The sequence below is a fragment of the Janthinobacterium sp. BCJ23 genome (genome assembly GCF_059617945.1).
Genome location: NZ_JCAQAW010000004.1, coordinates 178,145 through 196,723, shown reverse-complemented (window position 1 = coordinate 196,723; position 18,579 = coordinate 178,145). Strand labels below are relative to the sequence as shown.

The window sequence follows — 18,579 nt, the reverse complement described above, 5'->3', positions numbered from 1 at the left end:
GGATTTCGGGCGCGCGAAAACAGCGCTTCGGCGAATGGCGGACAGGTGGCGGTGAATGGCGCAACGGCAGAAAAAACAGGCAAAAAAAAGACCGGCTAGGCCGGCCTTGAAGGGGTTCGCAGCACACACCGCGACCTGGAGTTGCAGTGCACAGCCGCATGGCGCAAACGGCGCCGGCGGCGGAAATCTGGTGCCGATCCTTGAGGCGACCGGCTGACCTGCTGGAAGATCGAACATGCCGACAACTTCACGGCAGTGCGTCTCAACCAAGCAAAGCCATCATACTCCCGATCGCAAAACAGCACCGTTCGCTAGCGCACACTGGTGCGGTTTTGCTGAGCTGCATCAACCGGCGGTGGCGTGCGGCGGATTGAGCATATCGTTCTCGATCCATGCCAGCACGGACGGTCCCTGCGGCTGCCAGCCCAGCAGCTTGCGCGCCCGCTCGCCGCGCACGCGGCTGTTGGAACCGAGGCCGTAGGAAGCCATCTCGTAGCCCCATTCGGCAATCGCTTCCGGCAGCGGCCAGTCCTGCGCAGGTCCCAGGTCCAGTGCGGTGGCGATGGCGGCCGTCATGTCGCGGAAAGCCGCTTCGCCCGATTCAACGAAGTAAAACGTGCCGGCGGGCGACTTTTCCAGCGCCAGCAGATACAGGCTGACGACATCGTCGATATGCACGTTGGACCAACTATTGCGGCCCGGCCCCACGTGGCGCACGATGCCGCTCTTGCGCGCCTGTTTCAATAAGCGGGGCAATTGCACGCTGTCGCGCGGCAAGGCGCCGTGGCCGTAGATCAGGGTGTTGCACAGCACGCTCGCGCGCACGCCCTGGCCTGCGCTGGCCAGCACCAGGTCATCGATGGCGACCCGGGCCGCCTTGTCGGCCGTCGGTGCCGGCAGCTTGTCTTCAAAGTAAATCTGTTCCGTGCCCTCGCCGCCCGACGCGTCGCCCACGATGGACGAGCCGCTCGTGTGCAGAAACACTTTGTTGGTGCCGGCCAGCGCTTCAAGGATCGCCTCGACGGCGCCCCGGTGGTCGCTGCTGGCCGCATTGATGACGGCGTCCGCCGCCTTCGCCTGCTCGATGAGCAATGCGCGGTCGTTCAAATCGCCGTGCACGCCCAACACACCGACCTTGGCCAGCTCCGCCACCTGCTCCGGTTTGCGCACGAGGCCCGTCACCTGATGACCGGCGTGCACGAGGCCCGCCGCGATGGAACTGCCGATGAAACCTGCTGCCCCCGTAACAAATACCTTCATGTTTTACTCCTGTCTGGTTAGATTGCTGTCAATCACACCAGTCCAGTATGCCCGCTTTCGTCTTTCGCAAAAAGCGGCCACACAGCAAAAGATCTATGACTTCGGCGCAACAATCTTCTGCTTGAGCTGCAGGGCGGCGATGTAGCGGCTCCGGTAGGCGGGGTCTTCCGGCGTGAGCAAGGTGAGCCTGTCGCGCGCGCGCGTGGCGGCCACGTAGAAACGGTTTTCTTCTTCCAGCGGGTCGGTCTTGCTGCGCGGGAATTCGTCGACGGCCAGGTAAGGCAAGATCACATGGTTGTATTCGAGGCCCTTGATCTGGTCGATGCAGGCGATGACCAGTTTGGCCTTGCCGGTCGAGACCGTCACGGCCTCTTCCATCTCGCCCAGCCAGCCGGCAAAGCCGCCCAGCGCCACGCCCGCTTCGCTGCACACGGCGATAAAACCGTGCAGGGAGCGGGCGACAACCCGCGCCTGGGCCGGATCGACGTAGATGCGGCGCGCCGTCTGTTCCAGCTGCATCAAGCCAAAGATGTGCTGCAGCGCATCGCCCGCCAGCGCATCGGGAGGCAGCGCACGCAGATAATCGACGGCGGCCAGGGTCAGCGCCGCCTTGTCCTGGTTCTGCGACTTGGCCAGTTGGTTCGTCAAGAAGCCTTCCAGCAAGTCGGGATAGTTGGCCACGTCGGCCTTGGCTTGCTGCAGTTCCGCGCGCGTAAACGGGATTTCCGCGAACGCCACCAGGGCTTCGAGGATCTCGCCGCGGCGCGGGCCGCTCTTGATCGCATGCAAATCCTTGCGGGCGATGGCAACCATGCCGCGCAGCATCAGCACTTCCAGGCTCAGCAGATAGCTGTTCATGTCCACCAGGCCATACGCGATGCCGCTCTGGAACAGCGCCGTTTCCACGCGGATGGCCTGGTCGCGGTCGCGCAGCAAAATGGCCGTCGTGCCCGCATGCGCGTGTTCGAGCGCGGCGATCAGCTGGGCGCTGCACGCCTGCGGCTGCGCGTGGTCATATTCGAGCAGCTCGATGTGGGTGGCACGCGTGAGAGCCGACACGCTGGCCTTGTTTTTCAGCACGCCCACGGCCTGCGCCAATTGCGGGCCGTAGCGGTAGGATGCCGTCAATGGCAAGCGCTGCAAGGTGGGGAATTCCTGCTCGAAGCGCTGGCGCAGGAAGCGGTGGTCGGCGCCCGACCACGTGTAGATCACTTGATCCTTGTCGCCGGCGCCGCAGAAAAACGCGTTGCCGCGGCGTATCAGCATGGTCAGCAGGCGGAACGATGCTTCATTCAAATCGTGCAATTCATCGGCCACGATGATCTGGAAGGCCGGCAGTTGCTGGCGCAGCGGCTCGTCTCCGTCGAGCATGCGCACGAGGTCGTAGGTGGCGTCGAACGGCGCGCGGAACTGGATGTCGCCCGTGTCGGCGCCGCGCAAGCCTTCATATTCGCGCAGCCACAGGTAATGCGTGCGCGACATGCCCAGCAGCTCCAGGTTGTCGTCCAGGGAATTGCTTTCGAAGTCGGGATTCTGGAAATCGAGGCGCGCCTTGGTGCGCAACTGCAATTTCAAGAATTCGGCGATCGCCCCGTTCGTCGTGTTGATTTCCAGCGGATAGCGGTGAGCATATTTTTCCGACACGACTTCCAGCGCTTCCCAGGCAATCGGGCGCAGCTCTTCATCGCTGCGCATGGCTGCCACCTGCATGTTTTCCAGCTGCAACAGCACCTTGGCGGCAAAGGCGTCGAAGGTGTCGACCGTCAGGCGCTTGACGACACCGAGCGGCACACCCACTTCCAGCAGGCGCTGGCGCAGGGCCACGCGCGCCGCTTCCGTGAAGACGAGGGCCAGCATGCGTTCGGGCGCACGTCCCCGGTGCAGCGCTTCGGCCAGGCGCAGGGCCAGGGTCGTCGTCTTGGCCGCGCCGGCATTGGCGTCGATCAAGACCACCTTCTTTTGCGCCGTCTGGATGGCGACCTGCTCCGGCGTGGGCGTGATGCGTTTGGGAATGAACTGCGGGGCGTTATCTGTACTCAAAAGAATTCCTGAAATGGTTGCTACTCTCTGCGCCGTTACCAGGCGCAAGTGCGCAGGCCGGCAAAGACGTCGCCCCGTTCGGGCGCGTGGAAAGCGCGCATGCGGGGCGAATGCAGGCGCGGCGGCGTGGCGAAGGCGGCGCCGCGCAGCACTTGGTGCTGCATGAAATACGGCGCCGAATATTCGCGCCAGGCATCGACCGCAAAGCCCGGATACGGTTCGAACGGCGTCGCCGTCCACTCCCACACCTGGCCCCAGTGAAAGCGCGGGTGGCCGGACAGCGCAGCATACTCCCATTCCGCCTCGGTCGCCAGGCGACGCCCCGCCCAGGCGCAGTACGCCTGCGCTTCATACAGGTTGATGTGGCGCACGGCTTCATTCGGCGGCAAGGTCGTGCGCTGGCCGAAGCGCATGGTGCGCCACTGTGTTGCTTCGCGCAGCCAGTACAGGGGCGACGAGCGCTCCTGCTGCATCAGCCAGGCGCTGCCGGCCGCGCTCCAGAACTGGCGGTTCTGGTAGCCGCCATCGGCAACAAAATCGGCAAACTGGGCGTTCGATACGGCGCAGGCATCGATGGAAAATGGCGGCACGTAGCAGGCATAAGGCGGCGATTCATTGTCGAAGGCAAACCCGGCCCCACGCTGCGAGCCCAGTTCGATGGTGCCGCCTGGAAAAGCGATCTCGCCCGCCCCCGGCGGCAAGGCCGGGCTGGCCGCCAGCGATTCCGGCGCTTCCAGGCCCAGCCATTGCAAACCGGCCAGCATTTCCTCGCCACACAAGTCTTCATGCGCCAAGGCCAGCCGGTACGGCGCCAGGGCGCTGTCTACATTGGCTTCGCGCGACAGTTTATCGAGCACCCGGTCGAGCACTTCGCGGCAATACGTCTTCACGGCGCCCGGACTGGGCAGTTCCAGCTTCCAGCGCGTACGGTGCTCCACCATGTTGGCGTCGAACAAGTCGTCGCCGCGCGTCAGCAGCGAGTTATAAATGGCGTCGGCCGGATGGCTGGAAGCGGCTTCGCGCAGGATGTACCATTCGGCAAACCAGGCGATCTGTGCGAGTTGCCACAAGGGCGGATTGAGGCGCGGATGACGGGGCATGCCGGCCACCACGTCCAGGCCGGCAGTAACGTAACAGTCGAACAGCGATAAAGTAGCGTGGCGCGCAGCCTGCAGCGACTGGGCCAGTTGTTGCGCGCCGGCGTGGCGAAAAGAGGTGTTGATTAAAGTCATGGCCTGATTGTAACGACTTATGCCAAGCTTGCACTAGTCGCAGAGGAAACAGGGAAGAAGTCCTCCCCTTCCCTCGCTTACTTGACCAGCAACTCGCCCTGCAGCGGCGTGACGACGGACTTGGGCATGCTGACGATGAAGCTGCTGCCCTTGTCGGCCACGGACTGGATGGCCAAGGTACCGCCATGGCGCAGCAGCACGTGCTTGACGATGGCCAGGCCCAGGCCCGTGCCCTGGGTTTCACGCGAACGGCTCTTGTCGACGCGGTAGAAACGTTCCGTCAGGCGCGAAATATGTTCCTGGCTGATGCCGATGCCCGTATCTTGCGCGATGAATTGCGGTCCGGCCGGGCCATCCTGCCAGCGCAGGGTGATGGTACCGCCGGCCGGCGTGTAGCGCACGGCGTTCGACGCCAGGTTGCCGAAGGCGCTGTACAGCTCGTCATAGCTGCCCAGCACGTCGGGGCCGTCGCATTCCATGGTCACTTCATGCTTGCCGGCTGACAAGCCCTTGGCGTCGCGCAAGACTTGCTGCATCAGTTTCTTGATATCCACGGGCTCGGGGCGCAGCGGATAATCGACCGATTCCAGGCGCGACAGGGTCAGCATGTCCTCGATCAGATGCTGCATGCGGTGGCCCTGCTCCGTCATCAGCTTGAGGTGGGAGGCGCGCGTGGTGGCGTCCAGATCCAGCTCGGCGGAAGCGATTTCCAGGAAGCCGACGATGACGGTGAGTGGCGTGCGCAGTTCGTGCGACGCGTTGGCGATGAAGTCGCGGCGCATCATTTCGATGCGTTCCGTCTCCGTCACATCGTGCGTGACGAGGATCTGGCGGCGGTTCTCGAATGGAATGATCTGCACGATCAGCTTGCGGTTGCGGAAGGTGATCGTCAGCGGCTGGTCGTAGCGGCCCAGGATGATGTAATCCATGAACTCGGGACTGCGGATCAAATTCGTCACGCGCATGCCCTTGTCGCGCTCGTGCGTGAGACCCAGGTGTTTCTCGGCGGCCGGGTTGCACCATTCGAGGAACAGCACGTCGTCCATGATGACGACGCCGTCGGGCAGCAGGTGCATGGCCTGGCGGAAACGCGCCAGCCATTCCGTCAGCTCGGCCTGGTTTTTCTCGTCGTCGCGGCGCATGCGGTACAGGCGCGCGAAAATGCTGGTCCAGGCGCCCCAGCCGTCGGGCAGCTTGGCGCTTTGCGGATTGTCCAGCCAGTTACTCAGCTGGAACAGATATGACAGCTGCACGAACACCATCATGGCCATCAGCACGAAGGCGATGCCCAGCGCATACGTGGCGCCAAACAGGTACCAGACGACGGCCACGCCCAGCAGCGCCAGCACCATGCGCAAGGCGGCCGGTACCCAGAACAGCAATTTCGGATTCATAGAGTCAAGCTTTACTTTTCAGACAACATGTAGCCGACGCTGCGCACCGTCTTGATCAGGCTTTCCGCCTCTTTCAAGGCTTTGCGCAAGCGCAATACGTGGACATCGACCGTGCGTTCCTCGATCACCACATGGTCGCCCCACACCTTGTCGAGCAGCTGGCTGCGCGAAAACACGCGTTCCGGATGGGCCAGCAGGAATTTCAGCAGCTTGTATTCGGCATGGCCGATATCGATCTTCTGTTCATCCATCATCACGGTGCAGCTGACCGGGTCCAGGGCCACGTTGCCGGCGCGCATGGGCGCCTGCGCGTGTTCCGGACTCTTGCGTCGCAAGAGAGCCTTGGCACGGGCCAGCAGTTCGCGCGGCGAGAACGGCTTGGTGACGTAATCGTCGGCCCCGCTGTTCAGGCCGGCCAGCTTGTCTTCTTCCATGCTCTTGGCGGTGAGCATGATGACGGGGATGGCGGCGAAATTGCGGTCGGCGCGGATGCGCGACAGCAGGCGCAAGCCTGTCTGGTCCGGCAACATCCAGTCAAGCAGGATCAGGTGCGGCGTGCGGTGCTGGATGAATTCCCAGGCATCGGCGACGTTTTGTACGGAACAGCAATTCCAGCCGGATTCGCGCAGCGAATAGGTCACCAGTTCAACGATGGCCGGCTCATCTTCAACAATCAATACCGTGGTTTTATCAGATGCCATAAAGCTTACTCAGGGAGCTCCTCGGAAATGGCGGGAGCAGCCACCTTGGTGTGGCGGATGTCCTTGCCTTCAACCACGTAAATCACGTATTCGGCGATGTTTTTCGCATGGTCGCCGATCCGTTCGATGGCCTTGGCCACCCACAGGGTATCGAGCGCCGCCGAAATCGTACGCGGGTCTTCCATCATAAAGGTAATCAGGTTGCGCATGATAGACCGAAACTCATGGTCGATGATGGCGTCTTGCGCAATTAATTGTAATGCCTGTTTGCCATCGTTGCGCGCGAATGCGTCGAGCGCGTCGTGCAGCATGTCGGTGGCCGTATTGGCAATGCCGCGCACCATCTCGTAGTGATTGACGACGCCGTTGCCGCGCTTGTGCAGATTCTTCGCCACGCGGGCGATTTTGGTCGCCTCGTCGCCTACGCGCTCGAGGTCGGTAATCACCTTGATGGTGGCCATGATGGTGCGCAAGTCGTTGGCGGCCGGCTGGCGGCGCACGATCAAGTGGCTGCACGCGTCGTCGAGCGACACTTCGAGCTGGTTGACGACGTCGTCTTCGCGCATCACGCGGTCCGCGCGCTCGGCATTGCCGATGCGGAAACACGTCATCGCGTCGAGGAACTGGGTTTCAACGATGCCGCCCATCAGGAGCACTTTCGAGCGGATCGCTTCGAGTTCGTTGTCGTATTGCTTGGATGAATGTTCGCCTATCATGCTGTCTCTCCGTATTCAGTTGTCTTGTATGTCGTTATTCTGGGCGGATCAGCCGAAGCGGCCCGTGATGTAATCCTGCGTTTCCTTGCGGGCCGGATTCATGAAGATCTGGTCCGTTTCGCCGAATTCCACCAGCTCGCCCAAATACATATAGGCCGTATAGTCGGAGCAGCGCGCCGCCTGTTGCATATTGTGCGTCACGATGGCGATCGTGTAATCCTGTTTCAGTTCGCTGATCAGTTCTTCCACTTTCGAGGTCGAGATCGGGTCCAGCGCCGAGGTCGGCTCATCGAGCAGCAAGACGTCAGGCTTGACGGCCACGCCGCGCGCGATGCACAAGCGCTGCTGCTGGCCGCCCGACAGCGACAGGCCGCTTTTCGTCAGCTTGTCCTTGACTTCGCCCCACAGCGCGGCCTTTTTCAGGGCCCACTCGACGCGCTCGTCCATCTCGCCCTTCGACAGGTCTTCATACAGGCGCACGCCGAAGGCGATGTTGTCGTAGACGGACATGGGGAACGGCGTCGGTTTCTGGAACACCATGCCGACCTTGGCGCGCAGCATGTTGACGTCCTGGTCCGCGTCGAGCACGTTGCGGCCGCGGTACAGGATCGAGCCTTCCGCGCGCTGGCCCGGGTACAGGTCGTACATGCGGTTCAGCGTGCGCAGCAGGGTCGACTTGCCGCAACCGGACGGGCCGATGAAGGCCGTAACCTTCTTCTCGTGGATGTCCAGGTTGACGTTATGCAAGCTTTGCGTTTTGCCGTAAAAAAAGTTCAGGCCCGAAATCTCGATGGTTTTTTTCTTTGGTGCCAGGTCTTGTGCTGGATTCATTTGCGTATTCATATGGGTTCGCTTCGCTCGGTATCTGTTTAATTAGGGACTTTTTGGCTGAACACGGTGCGCGACAGGATATTCAAGGCCAGCACGCTGAAGGTGATCAGCAGTGCGCCGCCCCAGGCCAGCGAGCGCCAGTTGTCGTACGGGCTCATCGCAAACGATGCGATGACGGACGGCAAGTTGGCCATCGGCGCATTCATGTTGAAGCTTTGGAACTGGTTATTCAGGGCCGTGAACAGCAGCGGCGCCGTTTCGCCGGCGATGCGGGCCAATGCCAGCAGTACGCCGGTGATCACGCCAGCTTTCACGGCGCGCAAGCGCACGAGGGTGGCGACTTTCCAGCGCGGCGCGCCGAGGGCAAACGCGGCTTCCAGCAGGCTGTTCGGTACCAGACGCAGCATATTGTCCGTCGTGCGCACGACCACGGGCACGGCGATCAGCGACAGCGCGATGGCGCCCGCGTAACCGGAGAAATGTTTCACATGCGCCACGTACAGCGCATACACGAACAGGCCGATGACGATCGATGGCGCCGACAGCATGATGTCCGTCACAAAACGCGTCACTTGCGCCAGCTTGTTTTCTTCGCCGTATTCGGCCAGGTAAATGCCGGCCAGGATGCCGATCGGGGTGCTGACGACAGTCGCCAGGCCCACCATCAGCGCGCTGCCGACGATGGCATTGATCAAGCCGCCGCCTTCGCTGCCGGGAGCCGGCGTCGTTTGCGTGAACAGGTCGATGGACAAGGCGCCGAAACCCTTGATCACCAGGGTGAACAAAATCCACACGAGCACGGCCAGGCCCAGGGCCATGGCGGCCACCGACAGGGCGATGCCGACACGGTGCATCAGCAGGCGCTTGCGGTAGACGGGGTTCATGGCCGGCTTGGCCGGAACGTCGAGAGTGCTTACTTGGCTCATTTCGTGCCTTCCTTGCGGGACATGCCAGCCAGCATCAGCTTGGCGGCGGATAAGACGATAAAGGTGATGACGAACAGGATCAGGGCCAGCGAGAACAGCGAGGACACGTGCAGTGCCGATTGCGCTTCGCCAAATTCATTCGCCAGCAAGGAGGTGATGCTGTTACCGGCGGCAAACAGCGACCACGACAGTTTATTCGCATTGCCGATGACGAAGGTCACGGCCATGGTCTCGCCCAGCGCGCGGCCCAGGCCCAGCATGACGCCGCCGACGACGCCGGTCTTGGTGTATGGCAAGACGATCTTGCGCACCACTTCCCAGCGCGTGCAGCCCAGGCCGTAAGCGGATTCCTTCAGCACGGCAGGAACGATCTCGAACACGTCGCGCATCACGGAAGCGATGAAGGGGATGATCATGATGGCCAGCACCAGACCGGCCGTCAGCAGGCCGATGCCCATCATGGGGCCGCTGAACAGCTGGCCGATGACGGGCACGTTGCCCAAGGTGGCTTTCAGGATGGGCTGGACGTGGTCGGCAAACAGGGGCGCGAACACGAACAGGCCCCAGATGCCGTAGATGATCGATGGCACGCCGGCCAGCAGCTCGACAGCCGTGCCCAGCGGGCGGCGCAGCCAGGCCGGGCAGATTTCCGTGAGGAACAGGGCGATGCCGAAGCTGACGGGAAAGGCGATCAGCAAGGCGATGATTGACGTCACCAGGGTGCCGATGATGGGGATCAGGGCGCCGTACTGGTCATTGACAGGGTCCCACTCGGCCGAAACGATGAAATGCAGGCCGAAGGTCTTGAAGGCCGGTATCGATTCCATGATCAGCGAAATGATGATGCCGACCAGGACGATCAGCACCGACAGGGCGAACAGCATCGTCACCTTGTGGAACATGAAATCCTGGAAGCGCTGCTTGCGCATGGTGGAAAGCATTTGCGCGTGACTGATGGAATCGGTCATGGTGCCGCCTGGCATGGGGATCGTGGAGGAGGTAGATTGTGCGCTCATAGTGTGCCATATGGGTGGTACTGCAGGTACTGCTATTTTTATCGTGCTCTTTTAGCCGGGAACGCCTGCAAGGGCTTGCGGGCGGTCCTGGCTAACTCCCTGCCCCGCCGTGCTGCTGGCGGGGCAAGGATGTCAGGTACTTATCTGGTCAAGCTATCGAATCAATAGATGGCTTTGCCCGATGCATCTTTCAGATTGGCTTTCCACGATTCCTGCACCAGTTTCACGACCGATGCCGGCATCGGCACGTAGTCCAGTTCAACGGCAGCGGCGCCACCGTTTTTGTAGGCCCAGTCGAAGAATTTCAGGACTTCTTTGGCCTTGGCTGCGTCAGCCTGGACTTTGTGCATCAGGATGAACGACACGCCCGTGATAGGCCAGCTGTTCTTGCCAGCCTGGTCGGTCAGGACCACGCCGAAGCCTGGGGTTTGCGTCCAAGGTGCCGAAGCGGCTGCTGCCTTGAAGTTTTCGTCGTCAGGCTGCAGGAAGTTGCCGTCCTTGTTTTGCAGCTGGGTGTGCGACATCTTGTTTTTCTTGGCGTAAGCCCACTCGACGTAGCCGATCGAACCCTTGATACGCTGCACGTTGGCGGCGACGCCTTCGTTACCCTTGCCGCCCACGCCCACGGCCCATTTCACAGCCGAGCCAGCGCCGATTTTCGATTTGAATTCCGGGTTGGTTTTCGACAGGAAGTCGGTGAACAGGAACGAGGTGCCCGAACCGTCGGCGCGGTGCACCACGGTGATTTCCGTGTCCGGCAGCTTGACGCCACTGTTCAGGGCGGCGATTTCAGGCGCGCTCCACTTGGTGATCTTGCCCAGGTAGATGTCGGCAACGACTTTACCCGTCATTTTCAGCTGGCCTGGGGTTACGCCGTCCAGGTTGACGATCGTGACCACGCCGCCCATGATGGCCGGGAACTGCATCAGGCCCGCTTCTTCCAGCTCTTCCGCCTTCAAAGGCATGTCCGAAGCGCCGAATTCAACAGTCTTGGCCTTGATTTGCTTGATGCCAGCGCCGGAACCGACGGACTGATAGTTCAGGCCATTGCCCGTGTTGGCTTTGTACGTCTCAGCCCATTTGGCGTAGATCGGGTACGGGAAGGTTGCACCAGCACCTGTCATATCTGCCGCCATGACGGAAGCGGAAGAAAATGCCATCGCTGCCGAAGCACCCACGACGATAAATTTGAACATTTGCTTCATTTGCATATCAAGTCCTCAGGGTTGTTGGGGCTCAAAGTCCCGGTTGAATGCTGCGCAGTCTAGCAAGCGAATATGACAGCTTTATGACATGGCCAAAAAATCCTGAAATAATTGCCTACGCCCGGGGAATTGCCATTTTCGGCGCGAAAAATGACAGGACCGGCGACGCTTTATGACAGCTTATGTCACGCTTACGTCATATTTCATGATTACACTCACAACGCGTCATACATGATGAAATACGGCTAGAATTAACTATCTGCAAAGACAAAAGAATATGAAACCTGAACTGCACACGGAAGTGACCAAATCGGGCATCCTGCTTGACCGCGAGTTGTCGCAACTGACTTTCAACCGGCGCGTGATGGCCCAGGCGGAAGACCCGAACATTCCGCTGCTTGAGCGCCTGCGCTACCTGTGCATCGTCAGCAGCAATATGGATGAGTTCTTCGAAGTGCGCGTGGCCAGCCTGCTGGCGGCCGGCAGCATCGGCGGTTCGCTGGCCGGCCACCCTGCCCTGGCGGCCAACCTGGAGCGCATCGGCAAGGAATGCCATGCGCTGGTGGAACGCCAGTACGAGATATTAAATAGCGAAGTCTTGCCGGCCCTGCGCGAAGCGGGCGTGCATTTGCTGCGCGACAGCGACCGCAACGAGGCGCAGCGCGCGTGGGTCAAGCAGTATTTCGACCGCGAAGTACGCCCCCTGTTGACGCCCATCGGCCTCGACCCGGCCCACCCGTTCCCGCAGGTAGTCAATAAAAGTCTCAACTTCATCGTCTCGCTGAGCGGCAAGGATGCGTTCGGGCGCGGCACGGCGATCGCCATCGTCAAGGCGCCACGCGTCTTGCCGCGTGTCATCAAGTTGCCGGACGAGATTTCCGGCGATGGCGTGTCCTTCTGTTTATTGTCGTCCGTCATCCATGCGCACATTTCCGACCTGTTCGCCGGGCGCGAAGTGATCGCCTATTCGCAGTTCCGCGTCACGCGCGACAGCGACCTGTGGGTGGACGAGGATGAAGTCAAGAATCTGCGCCAGGCCCTGAAAGGCGAGCTGGTCGGCCGCCAGTTCGGCACCTCGGTGCGCCTGGAAGTGGCGCGCAATTGCCCGCCAGAATTGTCGCAATTCCTGCTCGACCAGTTCAGCCTGGATCAAAGCCGGCTGTACCGCGTCAACGGCCCCGTCAATCTGGTGCGCCTGTCGGAAATGATCGACCACGTCAAGCAGCCCGAGCTGCGCTTCCCGCCGTTCTTCCCCGGCCTCGCGCACAAGGCCATCGGCAACGACATCTTTGCCGCGCTGACCAGGCACGACATCCTGCTGCACCACCCGTACCAGTCGTTCCAGACGGTGATCGACTTCATCCGCAGCGCCGCCTACGATCCGTCTGTCGTCGCCATCAAGCAGACGATCTACCGCACGGGCATGAACTCGGACCTGATGGAGTCGCTGATCACGGCGGCGAAGATGGGCAAGGAAGTGACCGTCATCGTGGAATTGATGGCGCGTTTCGACGAAGAAGCCAATATCAACTGGGCCGACAAGCTGGAACAGGCGGGCGCACAGGTCGTGTACGGCGTCGTGGGATTGAAAACCCATGCCAAGGTAGCGCTCGTCATCCGCCGCGAAGAAGGCGCGCTGCGCTTCTACGCCCACTTAGGCACCGGCAACTATCACCCGACGACGACCAAGCTGTACACGGACTTTGGTTTGCTGACGGCGAACCAGGACCTGGCCGTGGAAGTCAATGAAGTCTTCATCCACCTGACGAGCCTGACCAAGCCGCACAACCTGAACCACTTGTGGCTGGCGCCGTTCGGACTGCAAAGCGAGATCATCAAGGCCATCCGCAACGAGGCGAAGATCGCCCGTTCGGGCCGGCGCGGGCGCATCATCGTGAAAGTCAACGCGCTGGTCGACGAATCCGTGATCCGCGCCCTGTATGCGGCCTCGACCGATGGCGTGAAGATCGACCTGATCGTGCGTGGCGCCTGCACCCTGAAGCCGGGCGTGCCTGGCCTGTCGGAAAACATCAAGGTGCGCTCCGTGATCGGCCGCTTCCTCGAACACAGCCGCATCTATTACTTCCGCAACGACCTGGCGCACGATGTCTACCTGGCCAGCGCCGACTGGATGAGCCGCAACCTGTTCCGCCGTGTAGAAGTGGCGTTCCCCGTGCTTGACCGGGCGCTGAAACGGCGCGTGATCGCCGAGGGCTTGAATCCGTATTTGAAGGATAATACAAATGCATGGGAACTGGAGCCGACCGGTCATTACGCGCGCCGCAAGCCGCGTGGCAAGCAAACGCCGTTCAGCGCCCAGCAATACCTGATGCACACACTGGGCACGCCGGGCGCGGAGGTCGGCGAATAGGCAATTCAACACAGAGGAGTACAGCATGGATCTCATCTTGTGGCGACACGCAGAAGCCGAGCCGGGCGTCCCCGACCTCGAACGCGCCCTGACCGTCAAAGGCCAGAAACAGGCGCGCCGCATGGGGGAATGGCTGGCCTCGCAACTACCGGAAAATTGCCGTATCCTCGTCAGCCCCGCCCTGCGCACCCTGCAAACGGCGGAGGCGCTGGGGCGCAAGTTCAAGCTGATGCCGGAACTGGCGCCCGGCGCCGAGGCGGAAGACATCCTGAAGGCGGCCAACTGGCCCGGCGGCAAGGAAACCGTGCTCATCGTCGGCCACCAGCCCACCCTGGGCCAGGCGGCCGCCCTGCTGTTGACGGGCGAGGAACAGGAATGGGAAATGCGCAAGGCCAGCGCCTGGTGGTTTTCGCAGCGCGAGCCAGGCGACCCCGTCAGTATCTATTTGAAGGCGGTGATGGCGCATGACCTGGTGGTGAAGTAAGGGTCGTGAAAAAGGGGGCGATGCGGGGAAATGCGCAAAAAGTGCGCTGGGACAAATACTAGTGGCGTTCGCAACTCAGCAGCCTTGTAAAGCGCTGCCGATCTGCTAGAGTTTAATTGCATCAACTACGTGCAAGAGCCCTGCTCCCGCACATTGAGCAACCCAGCGGACAGCCGTCCAACGGCGGCTGAAAGACCATGTTAATCACCTTCCTCGTTTTTCTCTTCATCGCCATCTTCGCCGCCATCATCGGCTTTGTCGCCTTTGAACTGGTCGAAGAAATGCGCGGCAGCCACCATAAGCTGATGGACCGCTATCACGAGTAGCGCTCACCTCGGCACTATCGCATGGCGCCAGCGACGGCCAAACAGGCCCGTCCCTCGCGCCATCATCGTTTTTATACTCCCGTCTTACACTCCCGTTTTAAACTTCGTATAGATGCGCGTCATCAAGCGGCGGATATCGGCCGTGGTCGCTTCAGGCGCGGCCATGCGCTGCTTGTCGGCGTCCGACAGGAAGATGGCCTTGTTCTCGCCGATGTCCTTGCGCACATATTTGATGCTGGCCAGATTCGGATTCGCATAAAACACCTTGTTGCTCAGGCTGGCATGCACTTGCGGGCGCAAAATATAGTTGATGAACAGGTGCGCATTGTTCGGGTGCGGCGCGTCGGCCGGGATGGCCATGGTGTCGAACATCAAGGCGGCCGTCTTCGGCACCAGCACCTGGATCACGTTGCCGTTCTTCGCATCGATGGCGCGCTGGCGCGCGATATTGATGTCGCCCGACCAGCCCAGCGCCACGCAGACGGAACCGTTGGCCATGTCATTGATGTAGCCGGACGAGCTGAACAGGGTCACGTAAGGACGGATCGCCTGCAGCACCTTGCCCGCTTCCTGGTAGTCGGCGGCCGTTTTCGAGTACGCGGGCTTGCCCAGGTATTGCAGGGCGGCCGGCAGCACTTCCGACGGCGAGTCGAGGAAGGACACGCCGCACGATTTCAGCTTGGCTGCATATTTCGGGTCGAAGATCAGTTCCCATGCGTTGTCGGGCATGGGCATGCCGCCCAGCGCGGCCTTGACCTTGTTGACGTTGATGCCCACCGTCGTGTAGCCCCACAGCCAGTCGACCAGGTAATCGTTGTTCGGGTCGATCTTCGACAGCTTGGCCTGCAGGTTCGGGTCCAGGTTGCCCAGGTTCGTCAGCTTGCTCTTGTCGAGTTTACGCAGCAGGCCCGCATCGATCTGCAAGCGCGCCCACTGTGCCGTCGGCACGACGATGTCGTAGCCGGACTTGCCCGCCACCAGTTTCGCATTGAGGATTTCGTTATTGTCGAAAACGTCGTAGCGTACCTTGATGCCCGTTTCCTTCTCAAAATTCTTGATCGTATCGTCGCCGATATAGTCGGACCAGTTATAGATGTTCAGGACTTTCTCTTCCTGAGCCTGAGCGTGCGCAGGCAAGGCCAGTACGGCCGCCGCCAAGGCCAGTCCCACTCCAATGCGCCGCCCTGCTTGCCATGTGTTTGCCATCGTACCGCCTCCGGAATTAGTCAGAAAATAGTGACGATGATAGCAAGAAGGGCGGCATCAGGTCTAGCCTGATACCGCCCTGCTTTCACCGCTGGGGTCAGACCCCCAACACCGCCAACGCAAAATTCAGCGCTAACAATGACGGGGGTCTGACCCCGGCCTTTGCGACATTACACCTTATCCAGCCCCACCTGCGCACCCGCAAACACCAGGTTGCCGTTCTGGGCGTCGATGCGGATCTCGTCTTTCGGGCCGAATTTGCCTTCCAGGATCAGCTTCGACAGCGGATTTTCGATCTGCTGCTGGATCGCCCGTTTCAGCGGGCGGGCGCCATACACCGGGTCGTAGCCCGCTTCGGCGATTTGCTGCAAGGCCGCGTCAGTCAGGCTCAGCTGCATGTCCATGCGCGCCAGGCGTTCTTCGAGAATCTTCAGCTGGATCTTCGCGATCGCGCCGATGTTTTTCTCGTCGAGGCCGTGGAACACGACGATTTCGTCGATGCGGTTGACGAACTCGGGACGGAAGTGCGAGCGTACCTCGGCCATCACGGCCAGCTTCACGACACCGGGATCATCGCTTTCCATCGCCTGGATTTTATGCGAACCCAGGTTCGAGGTCATGATGATGACGGTATTCTTGAAGTCCACTGTGCGGCCCTGTCCATCCGTCATGCGTCCGTCGTCGAGCACTTGCAGCAGCACGTTGAAGACGTCGGCATGCGCCTTTTCCACTTCGTCGAGCAGGATCACGCTGTACGGCTTGCGGCGCACGGCTTCCGTCAGGTAGCCGCCCTCGTCGTAGCCCACGTAGCCCGGTGGCGCGCCGATCAAACGGGCGACGGAATGCTTCTCCATGAACTCGCTCATGTCGATGCGGATCATCGATTCTTCCGTATCGAACAGGAAAGTGGCCAGCGCCTTGCTCAATTCCGTCTTGCCGACGCCCGTCGGCCCCAGGAACATGAAGGAACCATACGGACGGTTCGGATCGCTCAAGCCGGCGCGCGAGCGGCGGATGGCGTCCGCCACGGCCGTGATCGCCTCATCCTGGCCCACGACGCGCTCATGCAGCTTCTCTTCGATGTGCAGCAGCTTGTCGCGCTCGCCCTGCATCATGCGCGACACGGGAATACCCGTCGCGCGCGACACCACTTCGGCGATTTCCTCGGCGCCCACTTCCGTGCGCAGCAGCTTCGGCTGGTCGGGATCGAGTTTCGGGATGCCGCTGTCAGCCTGCTTGAGCTGGGCTTCCAGCTGCGGCAGCTTGCCATATTGCAGCTCCGACACTTTCTGCCAGTTGCTCTCGCGCGTGGCCTGCTCCATCTGCAGCTTGACGTTTTCGATCTCTTCCTTGATGTGCGTGCTGCCTTGCACCACGGCTTTTTCCGCCTTCAGGATTTCCTCGAAGTCATTGTATTCGCGCTGCAGCTTGACGATCTCTTCCTCGATCAGGCCCAGGCGGCGCAACGACGCTTCGTCCTTTTCCTTCTTGACGGCTTCGCGCTCGATTTTCAGCTGGATCAAGCGGCGTTCCAGCTTGTCCATCACTTCCGGCTTCGAATCGATCTCGATCTTGATCTTCGCCGCCGCCTCGTCGATCAGGTCGATCGCCTTGTCGGGCAGGAAGCGGTCCGTGATGTAGCGGTGCGACAGCTCGGCGGCGGCGATGATGGCCGCGTCCGTGATCTCCACCTTGTGGTGCAGCGCGTATTTATCCTGCAAGCCGCGCAGGATGGCGATCGTCGCTTCCACGGTCGGCTCGTCGACGAGCACTTTCTGGAAACGGCGTTCCAGCGCGGCATCCTTCTCGATGTACTTGCGGTATTCGTCGAGGGTCGTCGCGCCCACGCAATGGAGCTCGCCGCGCGCCAGCGCCGGCTTGAGCATATTGCCCGCGTCCATCGCGCCTTCGGCCTTGCCCGCGCCCACCATGGTGTGCATCTCGTCGATGAAGACGATGGTTTGCCCTTCATCCATGGCCAGTTCTTTCAGCACGGATTTCAGGCGTTCCTCGAACTCGCCGCGGAATTTCGCGCCGGCCAGCAAGGCGGCCATGTCCAGCGACAGTACGCGCTTGCCTTTCAGGGACTCGGGCACTTCGCCATTGACGATGCGCTGCGCCAGGCCTTCGACGATGGCAGTCTTGCCCACGCCCGGTTCGCCGATCAGCACGGGATTGTTCTTGCTGCGGCGCTGCAGGATCTGGATGGTGCGGCGGATTTCATCGTCGCGGCCGATCACAGGGTCGAGCTTGCCCTTGCGCGCCCGCTCCGTCAGGTCCAAGGTGTATTTTTTCAGGGCTTCGCGCTGGCCTTCGGCCTCTTGCGAGTCGACCTTGTTACCACCGCGCACTGCGTCGATGGCCGCTTCCAGTGCCTTGCGGGTGAGGCCGTTTTCGCGCGCCAGCTTGCCGCAGTCGGACTTGTCGTCCGTCATCGCCAGCAAGACCATTTCGCTGGAGACGAACTGGTCGCCCGCCTTTTGCGATTCCTTGTCGGCCAGGTTCAGCAAGGCCACGAATTCGCGGCTGACCTGCACGTCGCCGCCCGTACCAGACACCTTGGGCAAGCGTTCGATCGAGGCGCCCAGGGCCTTGGACAGGCCGCCCACGTTGACGCCGGCACGCTGCAACAGCGAGCGGGCGCCGCCGTCGTCCTGGTTCAACAGGGCCGTCAGCAAATGGACTGGTTCGATATAGGGGTTGTCGTTGCCCACGGCCAAGCTTTGCGCATCGGCCAGGGCTTCCTGTAATTTGGTAGTGAGTTTGTCTTGTCGCATGAAAATCGCTCCCGGTTAATTAGTTGTTAACCAAATTGGGGTGAGAGAGTACTTTTCAAGCATACACAAAGCAGAAAACCGATGCATTTGGGCA

The 18,579-nt window shown here is 61.1% G+C and carries 15 protein-coding genes; 3 read left to right on the top strand and 12 right to left on the bottom strand.

Annotated features, from left to right (window positions below; translation table 11 throughout):
* Nucleotides 1-345 precede the first annotated feature (345 nt).
* The 10 genes from AC54AG_RS15095 to pstS form a co-directional block, all read right to left on the bottom strand.
* Complete coding sequence (locus AC54AG_RS15095) at nt 346-1,260, bottom strand: NAD-dependent epimerase/dehydratase family protein (protein ID WP_496630805.1); 915 nt, start codon at nt 1,258-1,260, stop codon at nt 346-348.
* A 93-nt stretch (nt 1,261-1,353) separates the two neighbouring features.
* Complete coding sequence (locus AC54AG_RS15090) at nt 1,354-3,300, bottom strand: UvrD-helicase domain-containing protein (RefSeq protein ID WP_496630804.1); 1,947 nt, start codon at nt 3,298-3,300, stop codon at nt 1,354-1,356.
* 35 nt (nt 3,301-3,335) lie between these two features.
* A complete protein-coding gene (senA, locus tag AC54AG_RS15085) occupies nt 3,336-4,532 on the bottom strand; it encodes a selenoneine synthase SenA (protein ID WP_496630803.1) in 1,197 nt (398 codons plus the stop codon).
* Nucleotides 4,533-4,609: 77 nt separating this feature from the next.
* On the bottom strand, nt 4,610-5,926 hold the full coding sequence (gene phoR, locus AC54AG_RS15080; protein WP_034755076.1) for a phosphate regulon sensor histidine kinase PhoR: 1,317 nt from the start codon (nt 5,924-5,926) through the stop codon (nt 4,610-4,612).
* Between the two features lie 11 nt (nt 5,927-5,937).
* Nucleotides 5,938-6,627, bottom strand: coding sequence for a response regulator (locus tag AC54AG_RS15075; protein WP_034755074.1), 690 nt, complete (start codon nt 6,625-6,627; stop codon nt 5,938-5,940).
* Nucleotides 6,628-6,632: 5 nt separating this feature from the next.
* Nucleotides 6,633-7,343, bottom strand: coding sequence for a phosphate signaling complex protein PhoU (gene phoU / locus AC54AG_RS15070; RefSeq protein WP_034755071.1), 711 nt, complete (start codon nt 7,341-7,343; stop codon nt 6,633-6,635).
* A 48-nt stretch (nt 7,344-7,391) separates the two neighbouring features.
* On the bottom strand, nt 7,392-8,174 hold the full coding sequence (gene pstB / locus AC54AG_RS15065; protein WP_373631409.1) for a phosphate ABC transporter ATP-binding protein PstB: 783 nt from the start codon (nt 8,172-8,174) through the stop codon (nt 7,392-7,394).
* A 38-nt stretch (nt 8,175-8,212) separates the two neighbouring features.
* Entirely contained in the window at nt 8,213-9,100 is an 888-nt protein-coding gene (gene pstA / locus AC54AG_RS15060) for a phosphate ABC transporter permease PstA (RefSeq protein WP_139091291.1), read from the bottom strand.
* The gene (gene pstC / locus AC54AG_RS15055) at nt 9,097-10,068 is read right to left on the bottom strand and encodes a phosphate ABC transporter permease subunit PstC (RefSeq protein ID WP_223278949.1); all 972 of its coding nucleotides are present in this window, start codon (nt 10,066-10,068) and stop codon (nt 9,097-9,099) included. Before pstC ends, pstA begins: the two co-directional genes overlap by 4 nt.
* 209 nt (nt 10,069-10,277) lie before the next feature.
* Nucleotides 10,278-11,312, bottom strand: a complete 1,035-nt coding sequence (gene pstS / locus AC54AG_RS15050) for a phosphate ABC transporter substrate-binding protein PstS (protein WP_496630801.1) — start codon at nt 11,310-11,312, stop codon at nt 10,278-10,280.
* A gap of 286 nt (nt 11,313-11,598) precedes the next feature.
* Here pstS and ppk1 point away from each other — a divergent pair, with 286 nt between their 5' ends.
* The 3 genes from ppk1 to AC54AG_RS15035 all read left to right on the top strand — a co-directional run bounded on the left by ppk1 (nt 11,599) and on the right by AC54AG_RS15035 (nt 14,502).
* Nucleotides 11,599-13,692, top strand: coding sequence for a polyphosphate kinase 1 (ppk1, locus tag AC54AG_RS15045; RefSeq protein ID WP_072454753.1), 2,094 nt, complete (start codon nt 11,599-11,601; stop codon nt 13,690-13,692).
* Between the two features lie 25 nt (nt 13,693-13,717).
* Nucleotides 13,718-14,176 carry a phosphohistidine phosphatase SixA gene (sixA, locus tag AC54AG_RS15040; protein ID WP_034755059.1) on the top strand — a complete coding sequence of 153 codons (459 nt, stop codon included), beginning with the start codon at nt 13,718-13,720 and terminating at the stop codon, nt 14,174-14,176.
* Nucleotides 14,177-14,373: 197 nt separating this feature from the next.
* Entirely contained in the window at nt 14,374-14,502 is a 129-nt protein-coding gene (locus AC54AG_RS15035) for a hypothetical protein (RefSeq protein WP_256267160.1), read from the top strand.
* A gap of 84 nt (nt 14,503-14,586) precedes the next feature.
* Here the strand turns inward: AC54AG_RS15035 and AC54AG_RS15030 are convergent, their stop codons facing one another.
* Nucleotides 14,587-15,708: a polyamine ABC transporter substrate-binding protein gene (locus AC54AG_RS15030; protein WP_034755057.1), complete on the bottom strand. Its 1,122-nt coding sequence runs from the start codon at nt 15,706-15,708 to the stop codon at nt 14,587-14,589.
* Nucleotides 15,709-15,878: 170 nt separating this feature from the next.
* Nucleotides 15,879-18,485 (bottom strand): ATP-dependent chaperone ClpB, encoded by a 2,607-nt coding sequence (gene clpB, locus AC54AG_RS15025; protein WP_496630800.1) that lies wholly within the window; start codon nt 18,483-18,485, stop codon nt 15,879-15,881.
* Nucleotides 18,486-18,579 lie beyond the last annotated feature (94 nt).